At 62.9% G+C, this 16,970-nt stretch carries 16 protein-coding genes; 13 read left to right on the forward strand and 3 right to left on the reverse strand.

Annotation, left to right across the window (positions count from 1 at the left end; genetic code table 11):
* Nucleotides 1-177: 177 nt before the first annotated feature.
* A complete protein-coding gene (rpsT, locus tag ACMGT0_RS05125) occupies nucleotides 178-450 on the reverse strand; it encodes a 30S ribosomal protein S20 (protein WP_010451812.1) in 273 nt (90 codons plus the stop codon).
* A gap of 252 nt (nucleotides 451-702) precedes the next feature.
* Between rpsT and murJ the strand changes: the two genes are divergently transcribed.
* From murJ to ispH, 6 genes are all read left to right on the forward strand, one after another.
* Nucleotides 703-2,241, forward strand: coding sequence for a murein biosynthesis integral membrane protein MurJ (murJ, locus tag ACMGT0_RS05130; RefSeq protein ID WP_416771716.1), 1,539 nt, complete (start codon nucleotides 703-705; stop codon nucleotides 2,239-2,241).
* Nucleotides 2,242-2,328: 87 nt separating this feature from the next.
* A complete protein-coding gene (gene ribF / locus ACMGT0_RS05135; RefSeq protein WP_054059038.1) occupies nucleotides 2,329-3,279 on the forward strand; it encodes a bifunctional riboflavin kinase/FAD synthetase in 951 nt (316 codons plus the stop codon).
* Nucleotides 3,276-6,107, forward strand: coding sequence for an isoleucine--tRNA ligase (gene ileS, locus ACMGT0_RS05140; protein ID WP_416771718.1), 2,832 nt, complete (start codon nucleotides 3,276-3,278; stop codon nucleotides 6,105-6,107). Before ribF ends, ileS begins: the two co-directional genes overlap by 4 nt.
* Nucleotides 6,100-6,615, forward strand: a complete 516-nt coding sequence (gene lspA / locus ACMGT0_RS05145) for a signal peptidase II (RefSeq protein ID WP_054059036.1) — start codon at nucleotides 6,100-6,102, stop codon at nucleotides 6,613-6,615. The genes ileS and lspA overlap by 8 nt, the downstream gene beginning before the upstream one ends.
* Before the next feature lie 7 nt (nucleotides 6,616-6,622).
* Nucleotides 6,623-7,063 (forward strand): FKBP-type peptidyl-prolyl cis-trans isomerase, encoded by a 441-nt coding sequence (fkpB, locus tag ACMGT0_RS05150; RefSeq protein WP_192842728.1) that lies wholly within the window; start codon nucleotides 6,623-6,625, stop codon nucleotides 7,061-7,063.
* Nucleotides 7,064-7,154: 91 nt separating this feature from the next.
* Nucleotides 7,155-8,102 (forward strand): 4-hydroxy-3-methylbut-2-enyl diphosphate reductase, encoded by a 948-nt coding sequence (gene ispH / locus ACMGT0_RS05155; RefSeq protein WP_054059034.1) that lies wholly within the window; start codon nucleotides 7,155-7,157, stop codon nucleotides 8,100-8,102.
* Here the strand turns inward: ispH and ACMGT0_RS05160 are convergent.
* Nucleotides 8,079-8,618 (reverse strand): GspH/FimT family pseudopilin, encoded by a 540-nt coding sequence (locus ACMGT0_RS05160; RefSeq protein WP_416771721.1) that lies wholly within the window; start codon nucleotides 8,616-8,618, stop codon nucleotides 8,079-8,081. The two genes, ispH and ACMGT0_RS05160, sit on opposite strands and share 24 nt — an antisense overlap.
* Before the next feature lie 130 nt (nucleotides 8,619-8,748).
* Between ACMGT0_RS05160 and ACMGT0_RS05165 the strand changes: the two genes are divergently transcribed.
* Genes ACMGT0_RS05165 through thiO form a run of 7 tightly spaced genes read left to right on the forward strand, consistent with a single transcriptional unit; the run spans nucleotide 8,749 to nucleotide 15,589 of the window.
* Nucleotides 8,749-9,216: a GspH/FimT family pseudopilin gene (locus ACMGT0_RS05165; RefSeq protein ID WP_273824795.1), complete on the forward strand. Its 468-nt coding sequence runs from the start codon at nucleotides 8,749-8,751 to the stop codon at nucleotides 9,214-9,216.
* Nucleotides 9,216-9,686 (forward strand): type IV pilus modification protein PilV, encoded by a 471-nt coding sequence (gene pilV, locus ACMGT0_RS05170; protein WP_054063780.1) that lies wholly within the window; start codon nucleotides 9,216-9,218, stop codon nucleotides 9,684-9,686. The genes ACMGT0_RS05165 and pilV overlap by 1 nt, the downstream gene beginning before the upstream one ends.
* Complete coding sequence (locus ACMGT0_RS05175) at nucleotides 9,683-10,402, forward strand: PilW family protein (RefSeq protein WP_416771723.1); 720 nt, start codon at nucleotides 9,683-9,685, stop codon at nucleotides 10,400-10,402. Before pilV ends, ACMGT0_RS05175 begins: the two co-directional genes overlap by 4 nt.
* Before the next feature lie 8 nt (nucleotides 10,403-10,410).
* Entirely contained in the window at nucleotides 10,411-10,905 is a 495-nt protein-coding gene (locus ACMGT0_RS05180; RefSeq protein WP_241494411.1) for a pilus assembly PilX family protein, read from the forward strand.
* Nucleotides 10,892-14,023, forward strand: coding sequence for a pilus assembly protein (locus tag ACMGT0_RS05185; RefSeq protein WP_054063782.1), 3,132 nt, complete (start codon nucleotides 10,892-10,894; stop codon nucleotides 14,021-14,023). Before ACMGT0_RS05180 ends, ACMGT0_RS05185 begins: the two co-directional genes overlap by 14 nt.
* Nucleotides 14,024-14,035: 12 nt before the next feature.
* Nucleotides 14,036-14,434: a type IV pilin protein gene (locus tag ACMGT0_RS05190; RefSeq protein ID WP_273824792.1), complete on the forward strand. Its 399-nt coding sequence runs from the start codon at nucleotides 14,036-14,038 to the stop codon at nucleotides 14,432-14,434.
* A 51-nt stretch (nucleotides 14,435-14,485) separates the two neighbouring features.
* Nucleotides 14,486-15,589: a glycine oxidase ThiO gene (gene thiO / locus ACMGT0_RS05195; protein WP_416771726.1), complete on the forward strand. Its 1,104-nt coding sequence runs from the start codon at nucleotides 14,486-14,488 to the stop codon at nucleotides 15,587-15,589.
* 37 nt (nucleotides 15,590-15,626) lie between these two features.
* On the opposite strand, the gene ACMGT0_RS05200 is transcribed toward thiO, so the two are convergent.
* A complete protein-coding gene (locus ACMGT0_RS05200) occupies nucleotides 15,627-16,970 on the reverse strand; it encodes a sigma-54-dependent transcriptional regulator (protein ID WP_416771728.1) in 1,344 nt (447 codons plus the stop codon).

Here is a 16,970-nt window from a genome sequence, read left to right on the forward strand (position 1 = left end):
GACCTTGCTGCGCCGCGCCTTGTAGGTGTCGGGCTTGCCTGCGAATAGGTTCTTGAACCTTGCGTTGCCGGAGAGGGCGCTTTCGTGGGTAGGCCCTGCTCCTGCAGAGGGTGTGGTTCTTGAATTGCAGGCAATAAAAAACCGACCCTTGGGTCGGTTTTTCAGCAGGCTGGTCGCTTAGGCAGCAACAGCCAGGGCCTTGATGTGGCCATTCAGACGGCTCTTGTGACGAGCGGCCTTGTTCTTGTGGATGATGCCCTTGTCGGCCATGCGGTCGATAACAGGCACTGCCAGAACGTAGGCGGCTTGTGCTTTAGCGGCGTCTTTTGCGTCGATGGCTTTCACTACGTTCTTGATGTAGGTACGAACCATGGAACGCAGGCTGGCGTTGTGGCTGCGACGCTTCTCAGCCTGTTTAGCACGTTTTTTGGCGGAAGGTGAGTTGGCCACCGTCGAGCTCCTCGAAAGACTTTTTAGGGAATAGCAAACAAAATAGGCCGCGAATCATGCCGATGAGTTGAAGGCTTGTCAAGGGCGAACGACGCGCTCCGCCGAGTGGTCGATGTGGCGCTTCGGATGTTTCTTTCCGGCGTACGACCTGTAAACTCGCGAGCTTTGGCTCTGTGCTGTTGCGGCGCGGAGTATCGCACAGCCGGGCGCCATATTCGCCTGCCTCTTCATTCCAGGGCGCACAATTTTTCAATGAATCTGCTCAAGTCGTTGGCTGCCGTCAGTTCCATCACGATGCTTTCCCGGGTGCTGGGCTTCGTTCGCGACACCATCCTCGCCCGGGCCTTTGGCGCGGGGATGGCGACCGACGCCTTCTTCATCGCCTTCAAGCTGCCCAACCTGCTGCGACGGATTTTCGCCGAAGGGGCCTTTTCCCAGGCGTTCGTGCCGATCCTCGCCGAGTACAAGAGCCAGAAGGGCGAGGAGGCGACCCGGACCTTCATCGCCTATGTCAGCGGCCTGCTGACCCTGGTACTGGCCCTGGTGACGGCGCTGGGCATGCTCGCCGCGCCGTGGGTGATCTGGGCGACCGCGCCCGGCTTTGCCGATACGCCGGAGAAGTTCAGGCTGACCTCCGACCTGTTGCGGGTGACCTTTCCTTATATATTGCTGATCTCGCTATCGTCCCTGGCCGGGGCGATCCTCAACACCTGGAACCGTTTCTCGGTCCCGGCGTTCGTGCCGACGCTGCTGAATATCAGCATGATCATCTTTGCCCTGTTCCTGACTCCCTACTTCGACCCGCCGGTGATGGCGCTGGGCTGGGCGGTACTGGCGGGTGGCCTGGCCCAGTTGCTCTACCAACTGCCGCACCTGAAGAAGATCGGCATGCTGGTGCTGCCGCGCATCAACCTGCGCGACAGCGGTGTGTGGCGAGTGATGAAGCAGATGCTGCCGGCGATCCTCGGGGTGTCGGTCAGCCAGATTTCGCTGATCATCAATACGATCTTCGCCTCGTTCCTGGTGGCGGGGTCGGTATCCTGGATGTATTACGCCGACCGCCTCATGGAACTGCCCTCCGGTGTGCTGGGCGTGGCGCTGGGCACCATCCTGTTGCCGATCCTGTCCAAGACCTACGCCAACAAGGATCGTCACGAGTACTCGCGGATTCTCGACTGGGGCCTGCGCCTGTGTTTCGTGCTGGTGCTGCCGTGCTCGCTGGCGCTGGCGATCCTTTCCGAGCCGCTGACGGTGTCGCTGTTCCAGTACGGCCAGTTCAGTGCCTTCGATGCGTCCATGACCCAGCGGGCGCTGATCGCCTACTCGGTCGGCCTGCTGGGGATCATCATGATCAAGGTGCTGGCGCCCGGCTTTTATGCCCAGCAGAACATTCGCACGCCGGTGAAGATCGCGATCTTTACCCTGGCGGTCACCCAATTGCTCAACCTGGCCCTGGTCGGCCCGTTGGCCCATGCCGGGCTGGCGCTGGCCATCAGTGGTGGCGCCTGCCTCAATGCCGGTCTGCTGTTCTGGCAGTTGCGCCGGCAGAAACTGTTCGTCGCCCAGGCGGGCTGGGGGCTGTACCTGTTGAAACTGGTGGTTGCCGTTGGCGTGATGTCGGCGGTGCTGTTGGGGCTGATGCATGTCATGCCGGCGTGGGACCAGGGGCATATGCTCGAGCGCTTCCTGCGCCTGGGGGCGTTGGTGGTGGCGGGTGTGGTGGCCTACTTCGGCATGCTGCTGCTGATGGGGCTGCGCCTGCGCCACTTCAACCGCAAATCGTTGATGTAACCGGCGCAACGGATGTCGACGCATGACGGGTACTAAGCTCGGCCGGGTATGGTTATAATCGGCCACTTTATGAGCAAGAAGCGCGTTATGCAGCTGGTTCGAGGCCTCCACAACCTGCGTCCCCGGCACCGGGGCTGTGTCGCCACCATTGGCAACTTTGACGGTGTTCATCGTGGTCACCAGGCTATCCTGGCCCGGCTGCGCGAGCGTGCGCGGGAGCTGGGGGTGCCCAGCTGCGTGGTGATTTTCGAACCGCAACCGCGCGAGTTTTTTGCCCCGCAGACGGCGCCGGCGCGCCTGGCGCGCTTGCGCGACAAGCTGCAGCTGCTGGCTGCCGAAGGCGTCGACCGGGTACTGTGCCTGGCGTTCAACCAGCGCCTGAGCAAGCTCAGCGCCGCCGAGTTCGTCGACACCATCCTGGTCGAAGGCCTGGGCGTACAGCACCTGGAAGTCGGTGACGACTTCCGTTTCGGCTGCGACCGTGCCGGTGATTTCGATTTCCTGCTGCAGGCCGGCAAGGCCAGTGGCTTTACCGTCGAGGCGGCACAGACCGTCGAACTCGATGGCCTGCGGGTCAGCAGCACCCAGGTGCGTAATGCCCTGGCGGCGGCCGATTTCCCCTTGGCCGAGCGCCTGCTGGGGCGTCCGTTCCGGATCGCCGGGCGGGTGCTGCATGGGCAGAAACTGGCGCGCCAACTGGGCACGCCAACGGCCAACGTACAGCTCAAGCGCCGTCGCGTGCCATTGACCGGGGTCTACCTGGCCAGTGTCGAGATCGACGGCCAGCCGTGGCCGGGTGTCGCCAATATCGGCGTGCGGCCTACGGTAGCAGGTGATGGCAATGCCCACCTGGAAGTGCATCTGCTGGATTTTGCCGGTGATCTGTATAACCGGCGTTTGACGGTGGTTTTCCACCACAAGCTGCGCGATGAGCAGCGATTCGCCTCCCTGGAGGCGCTCAAGACGGCGATCAATGCGGACGTCGCCGCCGCCCGTGCCCACTGGCAGGGTTCACCGCTTACAAAGAGCCTGAAATGACCGACTACAAAGCCACGCTTAACCTCCCGGACACCGCCTTCCCGATGAAGGCCGGCCTGCCACAGCGCGAACCTCAGATTCTGCAGCGCTGGGACAGCATTGGCCTGTACGGGAAGTTGCGCGAGATTGGCAAGGATCGTCCGAAGTTCATCCTTCACGACGGTCCTCCCTACGCCAATGGCACGATTCACATCGGTCACGCGCTGAACAAGATTCTCAAGGACATGATCGTCCGCTCCAAGACCCTGGCCGGCTTCGATGCCCCCTATGTGCCGGGTTGGGACTGCCATGGCCTGCCGATCGAACACAAGGTCGAAGTGACCCACGGCAAGAACCTGGGCGCGGACAAGACCCGCGAACTGTGCCGCGCCTATGCCAGCGAGCAGATCGAGGGGCAGAAGTCCGAGTTCATCCGCCTGGGCGTGCTGGGCGACTTCGCCAACCCCTACAAGACCATGGACTTCAAGAACGAGGCCGGTGAAATCCGCGCCCTGGCCGAAATCGTCAAGGGCGGCTTCGTGTTCAAGGGCCTCAAGCCGGTGAACTGGTGCTTCGATTGCGGTTCGGCCCTGGCCGAAGCCGAAGTCGAATACCAGGACAAGAAATCCCAGACCATCGACGTGGCCTTCCCGATCGCCGACCAGGACAAGCTGGCCGCCGCGTTCGGCCTGCCATCGCTGGGCAAGCCGACTTCGATCGTGATCTGGACCACCACCCCGTGGACCATCCCGGCCAACCAGGCGCTGAACGTTCATCCGGAGTTCAACTACGCGCTGGTGGATGTCGGTGACCGCCTGTTGGTGCTGGCCGAGGAACTGGTCGAGTCCTGCCTGGCGCGTTACAAGCTGGAAGGTTCGGTAGTGGCGGTTGCCAAGGGCCAGGCCCTGGAACTGATCAACTTCCGTCATCCGTTCTATGATCGCCTGTCGCCTCTGTATCTGGCCGAGTATGTCGAGCTGGGTGCCGGTACCGGCGTGGTTCACTCCGCCCCGGCCTATGGCGAGGACGACTTCAAGAGCTGCAAGCATTACGGGATGTCCAACGATGACATCCTCACCCCGGTGCAGAGCAACGGTGTGTATGTCGAGTCCCTGGAGTTCTTCGGCGGCCAGTTCATCTTCAAGGCCAACCCGGCCATCGTCGAAAAACTCGCCGAAGTCGGTGCGCTGCTGCACACCGAGACCATCAGCCACAGCTACATGCACTGCTGGCGCCACAAGACCCCGCTGATCTACCGCGCCACCGCGCAGTGGTTCATTGGCATGGACAAGGCGCCGGCCTCTGGCGACACCCTGCGCGAGCGTTCGCTCAAGGCCATCGAGGACACCCAGTTCGTTCCGGCCTGGGGCCAGGCGCGCCTGCACTCGATGATCGCCAACCGTCCGGACTGGTGCATCTCCCGCCAGCGCAACTGGGGCGTACCGATCCCGTTCTTCCTGAACAAGGAAAGCGGCGAGCTGCACCCGCGCACCGTCGAACTGATGGAGCAGGTGGCCCAGCGCGTCGAGAAAGAGGGTATCGAGGCCTGGTTCAAGCTGGATGCCGCCGAGCTGCTCGGTGACGAGGCTGCGCAATACGACAAGATCAGCGACACCCTCGACGTCTGGTTCGACTCGGGCACCACCCACTGGCACGTACTGCGCGGTTCGCATCCGGTCGGCCACGAGAAGGGCCCGCGTGCCGACCTCTACCTGGAAGGTTCGGACCAGCACCGTGGCTGGTTCCACTCGTCCCTGCTGACCGGCTGCGCCATTGACAACCATGCGCCGTACCGCGAGCTGCTGACCCACGGCTTTACCGTCGACGAGGCCGGCCGCAAGATGTCCAAGTCCCTGGGCAACGTGATCGCGCCGCAGAAGGTCAACGACACCCTGGGGGCCGACATCATGCGCCTGTGGGTCGCCTCGACCGACTATTCGGGCGAGATGGCCGTCTCCGACCAGATCCTGCAGCGCAGCGCCGACGCCTACCGGCGTATCCGCAACACCGCACGGTTCCTGCTCTCCAACCTGAGCGGCTTCAACCCGGCCACCGATATCGTCCCGGCCGAGGAAATGCTCGCCCTGGATCGCTGGGCCGTGGACCGCACCCTGCTGCTGCAGCGCGAGCTGGAAGTGCACTACGGTGAGTACCGCTTCTGGAACGTCTACTCCAAGGTGCACAACTTCTGTGTGCAGGAGCTGGGCGGTTTCTACCTCGACATCATCAAGGACCGCCAGTACACCACCGGCGCCAACAGCAAGGCCCGGCGCTCCTGCCAGACCGCGCTGTTCCACATCTCCGAGGCGCTGGTGCGCTGGATCGCGCCGATCCTGGCGTTCACCGCCGACGAGCTGTGGCAGTACCTGCCGGGCGAGCGCAACGAATCGGTCATGCTCAACACCTGGTACGAAGGCCTCAGCGAACTGCCGGAAGGCTTCGAGCTGGGTCGCGACTACTGGGAGCGGATCATGGCGGTCAAGGTCGCGGTCAACAAGGAACTGGAAGTGCAGCGCGCCGCGAAGGCGGTGGGCGGCAACCTGCAGGCCGAAGTGACCCTGTTCGCCGAAGAGGCACTGGTCGCCGACCTGGACAAGCTGAGCAACGAACTGCGCTTCGTGCTGATCACCTCCACCGCGACGGTCGCGCCCCTGGCGCTGGCCCCGGCGGATGCGGTGGTCACCGAGGTGCCGGGCCTGAAGCTCAAGGTGGTCAAGTCCGGCCACGCCAAGTGCGCCCGTTGCTGGCACTGCCGCGAGGATGTCGGGGTGAACCCGGAGCATCCGGAAATCTGCGGCCGTTGCGTCGACAACATCAGTGGCGAAGGCGAGGTGCGTCACTATGCCTAATGCCAGTGCCGGCCGTTTCGGCCGCCTGGGCTGGCTGTGGTTGAGCCTGCTGGTGCTGGTCATCGACCAGGCCAGCAAGTTCCACTTCGAAAGCTCGCTGACCCTGTACCAGCAGATCGTGATCATTCCCGACTACTTCAGCTGGACCCTGGCGTACAACACCGGCGCGGCCTTCAGCTTCCTGGCCGAGAGTTCCGGCTGGCAGCGCTGGCTGTTCGCCCTGATCGCGGTGGTGGTCAGTGCGGTGCTGGTGGTCTGGCTCAAGCGCCTGGGGCGCAACGAGACCTGGCTGGCCATCGCCTTGTCGCTGGTGCTGGGTGGGGCGCTGGGCAACCTCTACGATCGCATGGCACTGGGCCATGTCATCGACTTCATTCTCGTGCACTGGCAGAACCGCTGGTACTTCCCGGCGTTCAACTTTGCCGACAGCGCCATTACCGTGGGCGCGGTGATGCTGGCGCTGGACATGTTCAAGAGCAAAAAGTCCGGAGAACCCGTTCATGACTGAACACGCAGTGGCTGAGCAACGGATCGGTCAGAACACCCAGGTCACCCTGCATTTCGCCTTGCGCCTGGAGAACGGCGACACGGTCGACAGCACCTTCGACAAGGCGCCGGCGACCTTCAAGGTCGGTGATGGCAGCCTGTTGCCCGGTTTCGAAGCCGCGCTGTTCGGCTTCAAGGCTGGCGACAAGCGCAGCCTGACCATCCCGGTGGAAAATGCCTTTGGTCAGCCCAACCCACAGAACGTGCAGATCATGCCACGCTCGCAGTTCCAGGATATGGAACTGTCGGAAGGCCTGCTGGTGATCTTCAACGATGCCGCCAATACCGAGCTGCCGGGCGTGGTGAAGGCGTTCGATGACGCCCAGGTCACCGTCGACTTCAACCACCCGCTGGCCGGCAAGGTGCTGACCTTCGAGGTGGAGATCATCGAGGTCAAGGCGCTGTCCTGAAGCACTATCCTGTAAAGGCCGGCTTGCCGGCGACCGACCGTGCAACCGGTCGGAATGATCCAACCCTTGCGCGCAAGACACGAGGCACAGCATGCAAATCAAACTCGCCAACCCCCGTGGCTTCTGCGCCGGTGTGGACCGGGCGATCGAAATCGTCAACCGGGCCCTGGAGGTCTTCGGTCCGCCGATCTATGTGCGTCACGAAGTGGTGCATAACAAATTCGTCGTCGAAGACCTGCGCGCCCGTGGTGCCATCTTCGTCGAAGAGCTGGACCAGGTGCCGGACGACGTCATCGTCATCTTCAGTGCCCATGGCGTTTCCCAGGCCGTGCGCAGCGAAGCGGCCGGGCGTGGCCTGAAGGTCTTCGATGCCACCTGTCCGCTGGTGACCAAGGTGCATATCGAGGTGGCGCGCTACAGCCGCGACGGTCGTGAATGCATCCTCATCGGCCATGCCGGGCACCCGGAAGTGGAAGGCACCATGGGCCAGTACGACGCCAGCAACGGTGGTGCGATCTACCTGGTGGAGGACGAGAAGGACGTCGCCGCGCTGCAGGTCCGCAATCCCGACAAACTGGCCTTCGTGACCCAGACCACCCTGTCGATGGACGACACCAGTCGGGTCATCGATGCCCTGCGCACGCGTTTTCCGGCCATCGGCGGGCCACGCAAGGACGACATCTGCTACGCCACGCAGAACCGCCAGGATGCGGTCAAGCAATTGGCCGACGAGTGCGATGTGGTGCTGGTGGTGGGCAGCCCGAACAGTTCCAACTCCAATCGCCTGCGTGAGCTGGCCGAGCGCATGTCCACCCCGGCCTACCTGATCGACGGTGCCGAGGACATGCAGCGCAGCTGGTTCGACGGTGTCGAGCGGATCGGCATCACCGCCGGCGCGTCGGCCCCCGAAGTGCTGGTACGCGGCGTGATCCAGCAGCTTCAGGCCTGGGGCGCGACCGGTGCCGATGAGCTGGCCGGCCGCGAGGAGAACATCACCTTCTCCATGCCCAAGGAACTACGCGTTCGCACGCTCCCCTGAGTCGGAGGCGCCGCAGAGCGCCTCCTGCTTCTCACCTGTTTCGAGCCTGACCCGACCTGTCCTGGCGAGCACCACGCGGTGCTGGCTCAGGGGCTTGTCCCTGGCGCAGATGTGCAGGGTGCCGCCTGCCACGCCGTCGTTGGTCGGCGCACCGATCGATGAGAACCGAACGAAACTTCTTACGTGCTGATTGCCGACAATCGGTCCGGCGCTGCTGTCCTGTCGTTCGATCAGGGTTGGATTGCTCCCGTCTTCAGGCCCCTGGCCGCTCAGGTCGAGAATGATGCGCCAACCCTGGCTCCAGTCATCGTTCAGTGCGTGGATGATCACGGCCTGGTTGCGCAGGATCGCCTCGGTGCGGGCCGTTTGCAGGCCGAGGGCGAGCTGTTCGGCGGACAGTTGACGACGTTGTGAGGCGAGCCATTCGCCGAATGACGGCCCCGCCAGCCTTGCCAGGACGGCGATAACCACCAGTACGGCCAATAGCTCCACCAGGCTCAAGCCTCGTTGATGCATGAACTCTCCCTCCTTGGAGAGGCCGGGGTGACAGACTTCGCGTTGATCCCGAGAAAACAACCGTACGTCCCGGCGACGAATGTTCCAGGTTGTAGAGCCAGTTATAGTCCAGGTACTCGAGAGGTGCGCCATGGACAGTGGTAACAAGGGATTTACGCTGGTCGAGCTGATGGTAGCTGTTGTGGTCTTCGCGATTCTCGCGGCGATTGCGTTGCCATCCTATAAGAGCTCCGTCGACCGATCCAAGGCCGATACCGAGGTCAACGATCTGATGCGGGGGCTCAGTTACGCGCGCCTGGAGGCGATCGACCGGGGGATCAGCACGCGTATCCGCCCCAGGGTACTCAACAGCGCGTGGACCAGCGAACTGGTGGTGATGTCGGTGGCTGATGATGCGGCAGGCCGTACCAACTACTACCAGGTGATTCCGCTGATGAGCAGTGGGGCTACGCTGAACGTGACGGCCGGGGTCAACAGCCTGGATTTCAACAACCTGGGCGGGGTGTCCGCAGCCGCGACCTTTGTCTACACCCTCGGCGCACAGACCCGAACCGTGAATGTCTGCCTGAACGGCAAGATTGTCCTGGGGAGTTGCTGATGCCAGGAACCATTGGTGCAAGGCAGGCTGGCCTGACCCTGATCGAGGTCATGGTGTCGCTGCTGATTCTCGCTGTCGGCCTGCTGGGCGCGGCGGCCATCCAGCTCAACGCGCTGAAGTACACCGACAGCTCGATGATGACCAGCCAGGCCAGTTTCATCGCCTATGACATGCTCGATCGTATCCGCGCGAATCCCGACGCGAACTACGCCGTGAGCAACCTGCAGGGCATCACGGCAACGGCGGGTTCCACCGCAGCCCGGGATGCCGACCTCTACGATTTCAAGAACAACATCAATAACTTTGCCGCGACGGATGGCAGTGGCAGCATTGCGGTCAACAACCGGGTAGTGACCATCACCATTGGCTGGGGCGACAAGCGCGCCGATGACGCGACGACGGCGAATGCGCCGACCCGCACCTTTGTCCTGACCAGCCGGGTGGCCACCGACCCCGTGGTGACGCCATGAAAAGGTTGCCCAGGGGCTTTGGCCTGGTCGAGCTGATGATCGCCCTCGTTCTCGGCCTGGTGATCGTGGCAGGTATCACCCAGATATTCCTCTCCGCCAGGAACACCTACGCCAGCCAGAACGCGGCAGCCGGGATGCAGGAGGATGCGCGTTTCATCCTGAGCAAGATGATTCAGGAAATCCGCATGGTCGGGATGTTCGGCTGCCTCACCACCGCGGCGATCGTCGATGGGAGCAACCCCGCCACCTTTGCCACGAATGCCGCTACCCCGATCTCCTGGAACAATGCCAACAAGTCGCTGGTTCTGGTAACGGCTGATATTGGCACCGGGGGCGGCGTACCCACCTGGACGATCACGTCCGATTGTCGCACCACCGCCACGGCCTACACCGGAGCAGCGGTGGCACCCAGTGGGCAGCAGGCGTTCCCCATTCGTAAGCTGACCTACACCTATGCCGGCAACCAGTTATTGCTGCTGGCAGGGACGGGGACCGGCACGGGGGCGGCGTTGGTCAACAATGTCGCGGCCTTCGACGTGAAGTTCGGTGTGGCCGCCAATGCCACCGACACCGCCGTGCTCAATTACAACAGCAACCCCAGCGATCCGGCCACCATCCGCAGCGTTCGGCTGAGCATCACCCTCTCCGACCCGAGCAATCGGGTCAGAAACCAGACCTTCACGGCGGTGGCCGCCTTGCGAAACCGGCTTCAGTAGGTGCGAGCATGAATCTCTCACGGCAAGACCCAACCCATAGATGCCGCGGACAGCAGGGCGGCATGGCGTTGCTGGTCAGCCTGGTGTTTCTCCTGCTGTTGACCCTGATCGGCATTTCCTCCATGCAAAGTGCGACGTTGCAGGAAAAAATGGCCGGTAGCGTGACTCTGCGCAACACCTCCTTCCAGACCGCCGAGGCCGTCCTGCGGATGGGCGAGAATGCGGTTCAGCAGAGCAATTACTCGCTGGCGGTCTGCACCACGGTCGTCCGCTGTGCGCCACCCCCCGAGTCCGCGACCCTGGTGGCGGCGCAGACGGACCCCACATCGGGGGTGATCTGGGTGGCGGCGGGCAGCGGCTTCTATGGGGTACAGAACATCGGAACCTCGATGACGGCGGTCGGCCTGCCGAGCAACACTTCCGCGACCCTGTATCGCATCACCGCAGTCGCCATTTCGGGCAATTCGCGTACGGTTCTGGAGAGCATCTATGCCAAGTACTAGGCCTCGCGACAGTTGGGCCCGGCGTTGCCTGAGAGTGGCGGCGGGGGCCTTGCTGGGGCTGTATCTCGGTGCGCCGGCCTACGCCTTTACCCCCGCGGACGCTCCTCTGCTGAGCGCGGCAGCCGTTGCTCCCAACGTCATGTTGCTGGTCGACGACTCCGGCAGTATGAACAGCATCATCTGGGCGACCGACTTCGACCCCAATGCGAACTGGGGGAGTGTCGCGAACTGCAACTCGGACTTCCTGTGTCTTGGCGCGCAAACGCTGGACGCTGACGATACCAATATCTTCGTTGGCAACCTCTATCGGGGCGGCTGCTCCCTGAGCGGCAACTGGTATGGCTTCTACAGGGGGCTGCTGCAGTCGCCCATCTGCCTGCGCCTGCCTGATCCTGTGGGGGGCGGCAATACCCGCTATTCGACGGCCTACCTGGCCTATCTGCTGAGGAAGGCCAACGGGGTGAACACCGACTTCACCACCGGTACGCTGGTACCCAACGACTATCGCATCAACGTCGCGCGGGAGGTCTCCAAGACCCTGGTGACGCAGAACCGTTCGCTGCGCATCGGCCTGGCGACCTTCAATCCACCGTCCTTCGGCGATCCCGGTCCTGGCGGCTATATCGTCCGTTCGGTCGCTGATCTGTCACCCGTCAGTGGCTCGGTGACCCAGACCCAGGCGAACACCAACTACAACTCGTTGATCAGCTCCATCAATGGCCTGAGCGCGATTGCCAACACGCCGCTGGCGGAAACCTACTACGAGATCACTCGCTACTTTCGTGGCATGGCGCCTTACTACAACGCCTCGCCGAGCACCTACACCAGCCCTATCCAGTACCGCTGCCAGAAGAACTACGGCGTGGTGATAACCGACGGGTTGCCGACCTACGACCGGACGTTTCCGTCGAATGATCCCCTGGCCCAGGGGACGAACAGGTTGCCCAACTGGGACGGGAAAAACAACGATGGTGACAACCCCACGGGCGGGGATGGCGAGGGCGACAGCCTGTACCTCGATGATATTGCCAAGTTTGCCTATGACATCGACATGCGTTCATCCGGAACCGATGCCGCGGGCAAGAGCTGGGACAGCGCCGATTTTCCGAAACAGAACATGAGCACCTACACGGTAGGATTCACGGCGTCCAACCAGATGCTCTCCGATGCCGCCAACTATGGGCAGGGCAGGTACTACCAGGCGATCGACAGCGCCGGTTTGAGCACCGCGCTGTCCGCAGCCTTCAGCGACATCACCTCCAAGGCCGGCTCCGGCGGTGGTGGTTCGGCCATTGCCGGTACCGCTTCCACGAGCGCCAGTTACTTCCAGACCGGCTACGACCCGGCGGATTGGCGCGGTACGATCAAGTCGTACGGTTTCAACAGCAATGGCACGGTCAATACCGCCTTGCTGAACTGGAGCACCGACACCACCATCAGGACCAGCTCCACCGCGCCCCTGTATCAGTCATGGAATACCACGAGCAATGCGGTGGTTGCCCTGGCGTTCAACAACTTTTCCACGACGCAACGCGCTGCGCTCAACCAGGGCCTGCCGACCGGGATCGTCGGCAACGACCTGGTGGAATGGAGCAAGGGCACCAACAAGACCGGGCTGAAGACACGTACGAGGCTGCTCGGCGATATCATCAACTCGCCCCTGGTGGTGGCCTCGCCCACGGAGCAGACCGCTTCCGACCTGGTGGGCGACAGCAGCTACAGCGCCTACCTGAGCACCAAGGCCAGCGGGATGAACAGCAACCTGGTGGTCAATGGCAACGATGGCTTCATGAGCGTGATCAATTCGAGCAGCGGTGCCCGGGTGTACGCCTACATGCCCAGCAGTGTGCTGCCATCGCTGCATTTCATTGCCGACCCGGCCTACATCAACGGCACCAGCCACAAATTCCTCAATGACGGTCAGGTCGGCGTATTCGATGCGCAGTTCAACAACAACGCCTGGAAGACCGTGGCGCTGGGTGGGGTGGGGGCAGGTGGCAAGGCATTCTTTGCCGTGCAGTTGTTCGATGCCACGCTGGGCAACGCCTACAACGCCCTTTGGGAATTGCGCGCCCCCGATACGGCGGATACCAGCAACCCGTTGAACGATATCGGATACGCCTACGCCAAGCCCGAAGTCGCCCGATTGCCCGATGGCCGCTGGGCGGCGTTCATCGCCAACGGCTATGGCAGCAACTCCGGTGTCGCGGCGTTGTACATCGTCGATATCCGCGACGGTTCGCTGATCAGGAAAATCGTGGTCGACAGCAGCGAAACCACCAATGGCCTGTCCTCGGTGAAGCTGAAAGTGAATGCCCAGAATGTGGTCCAGGCCGCGTATGGCGGTGATCTCAAGGGGCGTATGTGGAAGTTCGACCTGAGTTCCACCGCGATCAATAGCTGGGGGCTGGCCTTTGCTGGCTCGCCGCTGTTTACCGCGCCCGGTGGCGCCACCCAGCCGATCACCGCGCAGCCGCTGCTGGTCGACCATCCGCTCAACGGCAAGATGGTGTTTTTCGGTACCGGGAAGTTCAATGAGACCGCAGACAAGTTGAGCAAGGACCTGCAGGCTTTCTACGGGATATGGGATGCCGATGGCGGGGCGGGCAGGATTACCGTCAGCAGCCTGGTGGCCCAGTCGATTACCGGGGTATTCACCTCCAATGGCACCCAGTTCATCACCACCAGCGAGAACCCGGTGGTTTATCCGGCACAGAGCGGCTGGTACCTGCCGCTGATCTACAACAATGTGGCCACCGGCGAGCGGGTGATCTATCCGGCGCGTACGACCCTGGGGCGAGTCGTCTTCACCACCGCCGCCGTCGATACCACCGATCCCTGTGCCAGCTTCGGTACCGGTCGGGTGGTGGAGCTCGATGCGTTCACCGGGAAAATGCTCAGCTACGCGGTGCTCGACACCAATGGCGACGGGGTCGTCAACAGCAGCGACCTGCGTTCGAGCGGGTTCAACTTTTCCTCCATCCCGAATCTGACCGGCATCATGGGGGGCAGTGGGGCCCAGACCAAAATCTTCAGTGACTCCAGCGGCGGCACCACCTCCATGGCGGAAAAGGGCGGTGGCGGCAGTCGACGGATCATGTGGCGACAAATCCAATAGGGAAGAGCGTGTATGAAGCAGGCAGCCAAAGGCTTCACCTTGATCGAACTCATGATTGTCGTGGCCATTGTCGGTATCCTTGCGGCGGTGGCGTATCCCAGTTACATCGAGTACTCCAAGCGTACCCACCGTACGGAGATTGCCGGACTGCTCTCGGAGCAGGCGCAGAATCTGGAGCGTTACTATTCGAGGAACGGTTTTTATACGAATGCCGTAGTCTCCACCGGGAACAGCTACTACTCGATTGCGTCTACCTTGAACGCCCAGGACTTCACCCTGACGGCGACGGCGTCGACAGGTTCGATGATGGTGGGTGACAAGTGTGGCGGCTTCACGATTACCCAGACGGGGGCACGTAGCAACCCGGGCGCCAGCTCAGGTGTGACGACAAAGGACTGTTGGGGGCGCTGATTGTTTTTCAGGGGGCGACTGGGCGCGCTCCCCACAGGTTTGGATCAAGAGATGAGCAGGCAGCAGCAAGTGATAATCGTGGGGGGCGGGGTGATCGGCTTGTTGACCGCCTTCAATCTGGCGGCGAGTGTCGATCGGGTGGTGCTACTCGATCGCGCAGGCCTGGGCCATGAGTCTTCCTGGGCCGGCGGTGGGATCGTCTCGCCGTTGTACCCGTGGCGCTACAGTGCGGCCGTCACGGCCCTGGCCCATTGGTCGCAGGATTTTTATCCACAGCTGGGCGAGCGGTTGTTCGCCAGTACCGGGGTCGACCCGCAGGTCCATGTCACCGGCCTTTACTGGCTGGACCTCGATGATGAGGCCGAAGCCCTGGCCTGGGCCGAGCGTGAGCAACGTCCATTGAGCCGCGTCGACATCTCGGCGGTTCGCGATGCGGTACCGGTGATGGGGGAGGGCTACTCCCGGGCGATCCATATGGCCCATGTCGCCAACGTGCGTAACCCGCGGCTGGTGAAGTCGCTCAAGGCGGCCTTGCAGGCGTTGCCCAACGTCACGATCCATGAGCATTGCGAAGCCCGCGACTTCATTCGCGACAGCGAGAAAGTGATCGGCGTGCACACGTCGCTGGGTGAGCTGCATGCCGAGCAGGTGGTCCTGGCCGCCGGTGCCTGGAGTGGCGAGCTGTTGAAGAACCTGGGGCTGGAACTGCCGGTCGAGCCGGTCAAGGGCCAGATGATCCTCTACAAGTGTGCCGCGGACTTCCTGCCCAGCATGATCCTGGCCAAGGGGCGTTATGCGATCCCGCGGCGTGACGGGCATATTCTGATCGGCAGCACCCTGGAGCACGAAGGGTTCGACAAGACGCCGACCTTGTCCGCGCTGGACAGCCTGAAGGCGTCGGCGGTGGAGTTGATTCCGGCGCTGGCGGGTATGGAGCCGGTTGCCCACTGGGCCGGGTTGCGGCCAGGGTCGCCGGAGGGCATTCCCTTTATCGGGCCGGTGCCCGGTTTCGAGGGGCTCTGGCTCAACTGTGGGCACTATCGCAATGGCCTGGTGTTGGCGCCGGCGTCCTGTCAACTGTTTGCCGACCTGCTGCTGGGGCGCGAGCCGATCATTGATCCGGCGCCATATGCCCCTGCGGAGCGCCTTCTGTAGGGATCGGGACGCCGGCCCGCCGCGAATGGGCGAGGCGTCAGTCCAGCCCCAGTTTCTTCAGGCGATAGCGCATCGAACGAAATGACAGGCTCAGGCGCTGGGCCGCCGCCGTGCGGTTCCAGCGGGTCTCCTCCAGGGCCTGGAGGATCAGCTTGCGTTCGACGCTCTCCAGGTAGTCCTCAAGGTTGTCGATCTGCGCCAGGCTCGGTTCGCCGGCCTCGGCCGTGTTGCCTGGGGATTCCGCCAGGCGCAGGTCGCTGGCTTCGATCTGGTCGTTTTCGCAGAGGGTGTAGGCCCGTTCGAGCATGTTCTCCAGTTCCCGCACGTTGCCGGGGAAGCGGTAGCCCTTGAGCGTTTCCAGCGCCTGCGGGTGCAGCCTGGCGGCCGGCTGGCCGCTGCCGGAGGCCAGGCGCTGGAGCACATTGGCCGCCAGTGGCTCGATATCGTCCCGGCGCTCACGCAGGGCCGGGACGCGCAGTTCGATGACATTCAGTCGGTAGTACAGATCCTGGCGAAAGCGCTCGGCAGCGACTTCGGCGTTCAGGTCCTTGTGGGTGGCGCAGAGGATGCGCACATCAACCACTTCCTCCTGCTGCCCGCCGATGCTGCGTACGGCCTTCTCCTGGATCGCCCGCAGCAGCTTGACCTGCATGGCCAACGGCAGGTCCGCCACCTCGTCGAGGAACAGCGTGCCGCCGTTGGCCGCCTGGAACAGTCCGGGTTTGTCCTCGACCGCACCGCTGAAGCTGCCCTTGCGGTGACCGAAGAATTCGCTTTCCATCAGTTCCGACGGAATCGCCCCGCAGTTGACCGGCACGAACGGTCGTTCGGCACGCGGGCCCTGCTCGTGGATCAGGCGCGCCACCAGTTCCTTGCCGCTGCCTGATTCGCCGCTGATGTACACCGGCGCCTGGCTGCGGGCCAGCTTGTCGATCTGCTTGCGCAGGGCACGCATGGGCAGCGAGTCGCCCAGAAGACGGGTGTCGATGGTCGTCGGCTTTTGCCCGGCCACCGGCAGCCGCAGGGCACTGGCCACCAGTTCCCGCAGGCGGGCCAGGTCCACCGGCTTGGTGAGGAAGTCGAAGGCGCCGGACTTGAGTGCGTTGATGGCGGTATCGAGGTTGCCGTAGGCGGTGATCATCGCCACCGGCACCTGGGGATGGCGCTGCTGGATGTGCTGTACCAGTTCCAGGCCGGTGCCATCCGGCAGGCGCATGTCCGTCAGGCACAGGTCGAAGTGGTCCCGGGCGAGTTTTTCCCGGGCTTCGCCGACATTGCGGGCGCTCTGGGTGTCGAGTTTCATCCGGCCCAGAGTGATTTCCAGGAGTTCGCGGATATCCGGCTCATCATCGACGATCAGGACCTTTTGCCGTGGGCTCAT

This window comes from Pseudomonas sp. RHF3.3-3 (assembly GCF_048069595.1).
GTDB classification, from domain to species: Bacteria; Pseudomonadota; Gammaproteobacteria; order Pseudomonadales; family Pseudomonadaceae; genus Aquipseudomonas; species Aquipseudomonas fuscovaginae_B.

What these genes read in the sequence shown, in the direction of transcription:
- lspA (WP_054059036.1), top strand. Translation starts at nt 6,100, where the DNA reads ATGCCTAATGCCAGTGCCGGCCGTTTCGGCCGCCTGGGCTGGCTGTGG.
- ACMGT0_RS05185 (WP_054063782.1), top strand. Translation starts at nt 10,892, where the DNA reads ATGCCAAGTACTAGGCCTCGCGACAGTTGGGCCCGGCGTTGCCTGAGA.
- ACMGT0_RS05175 (WP_416771723.1), top strand. Translation starts at nt 9,683, where the DNA reads ATGAAAAGGTTGCCCAGGGGCTTTGGCCTGGTCGAGCTGATGATCGCC.
- murJ (WP_416771716.1), top strand. Translation starts at nt 703, where the DNA reads ATGAATCTGCTCAAGTCGTTGGCTGCCGTCAGTTCCATCACGATGCTT.
- ACMGT0_RS05160 (WP_416771721.1), bottom strand. Translation starts at nt 8,618, where the DNA reads ATGCATCAACGAGGCTTGAGCCTGGTGGAGCTATTGGCCGTACTGGTG.
- ACMGT0_RS05165 (WP_273824795.1), top strand. Translation starts at nt 8,749, where the DNA reads ATGGACAGTGGTAACAAGGGATTTACGCTGGTCGAGCTGATGGTAGCT.
- ACMGT0_RS05200 (WP_416771728.1), bottom strand. Translation starts at nt 16,970, where the DNA reads ATGAGCCCACGGCAAAAGGTCCTGATCGTCGATGATGAGCCGGATATC.
- ispH (WP_054059034.1), top strand. Translation starts at nt 7,155, where the DNA reads ATGCAAATCAAACTCGCCAACCCCCGTGGCTTCTGCGCCGGTGTGGAC.
- thiO (WP_416771726.1), top strand. Translation starts at nt 14,486, where the DNA reads ATGAGCAGGCAGCAGCAAGTGATAATCGTGGGGGGCGGGGTGATCGGC.
- ACMGT0_RS05180 (WP_241494411.1), top strand. Translation starts at nt 10,411, where the DNA reads ATGAATCTCTCACGGCAAGACCCAACCCATAGATGCCGCGGACAGCAG.
- ACMGT0_RS05190 (WP_273824792.1), top strand. Translation starts at nt 14,036, where the DNA reads ATGAAGCAGGCAGCCAAAGGCTTCACCTTGATCGAACTCATGATTGTC.
- ileS (WP_416771718.1), top strand. Translation starts at nt 3,276, where the DNA reads ATGACCGACTACAAAGCCACGCTTAACCTCCCGGACACCGCCTTCCCG.
- pilV (WP_054063780.1), top strand. Translation starts at nt 9,216, where the DNA reads ATGCCAGGAACCATTGGTGCAAGGCAGGCTGGCCTGACCCTGATCGAG.
- ribF (WP_054059038.1), top strand. Translation starts at nt 2,329, where the DNA reads ATGCAGCTGGTTCGAGGCCTCCACAACCTGCGTCCCCGGCACCGGGGC.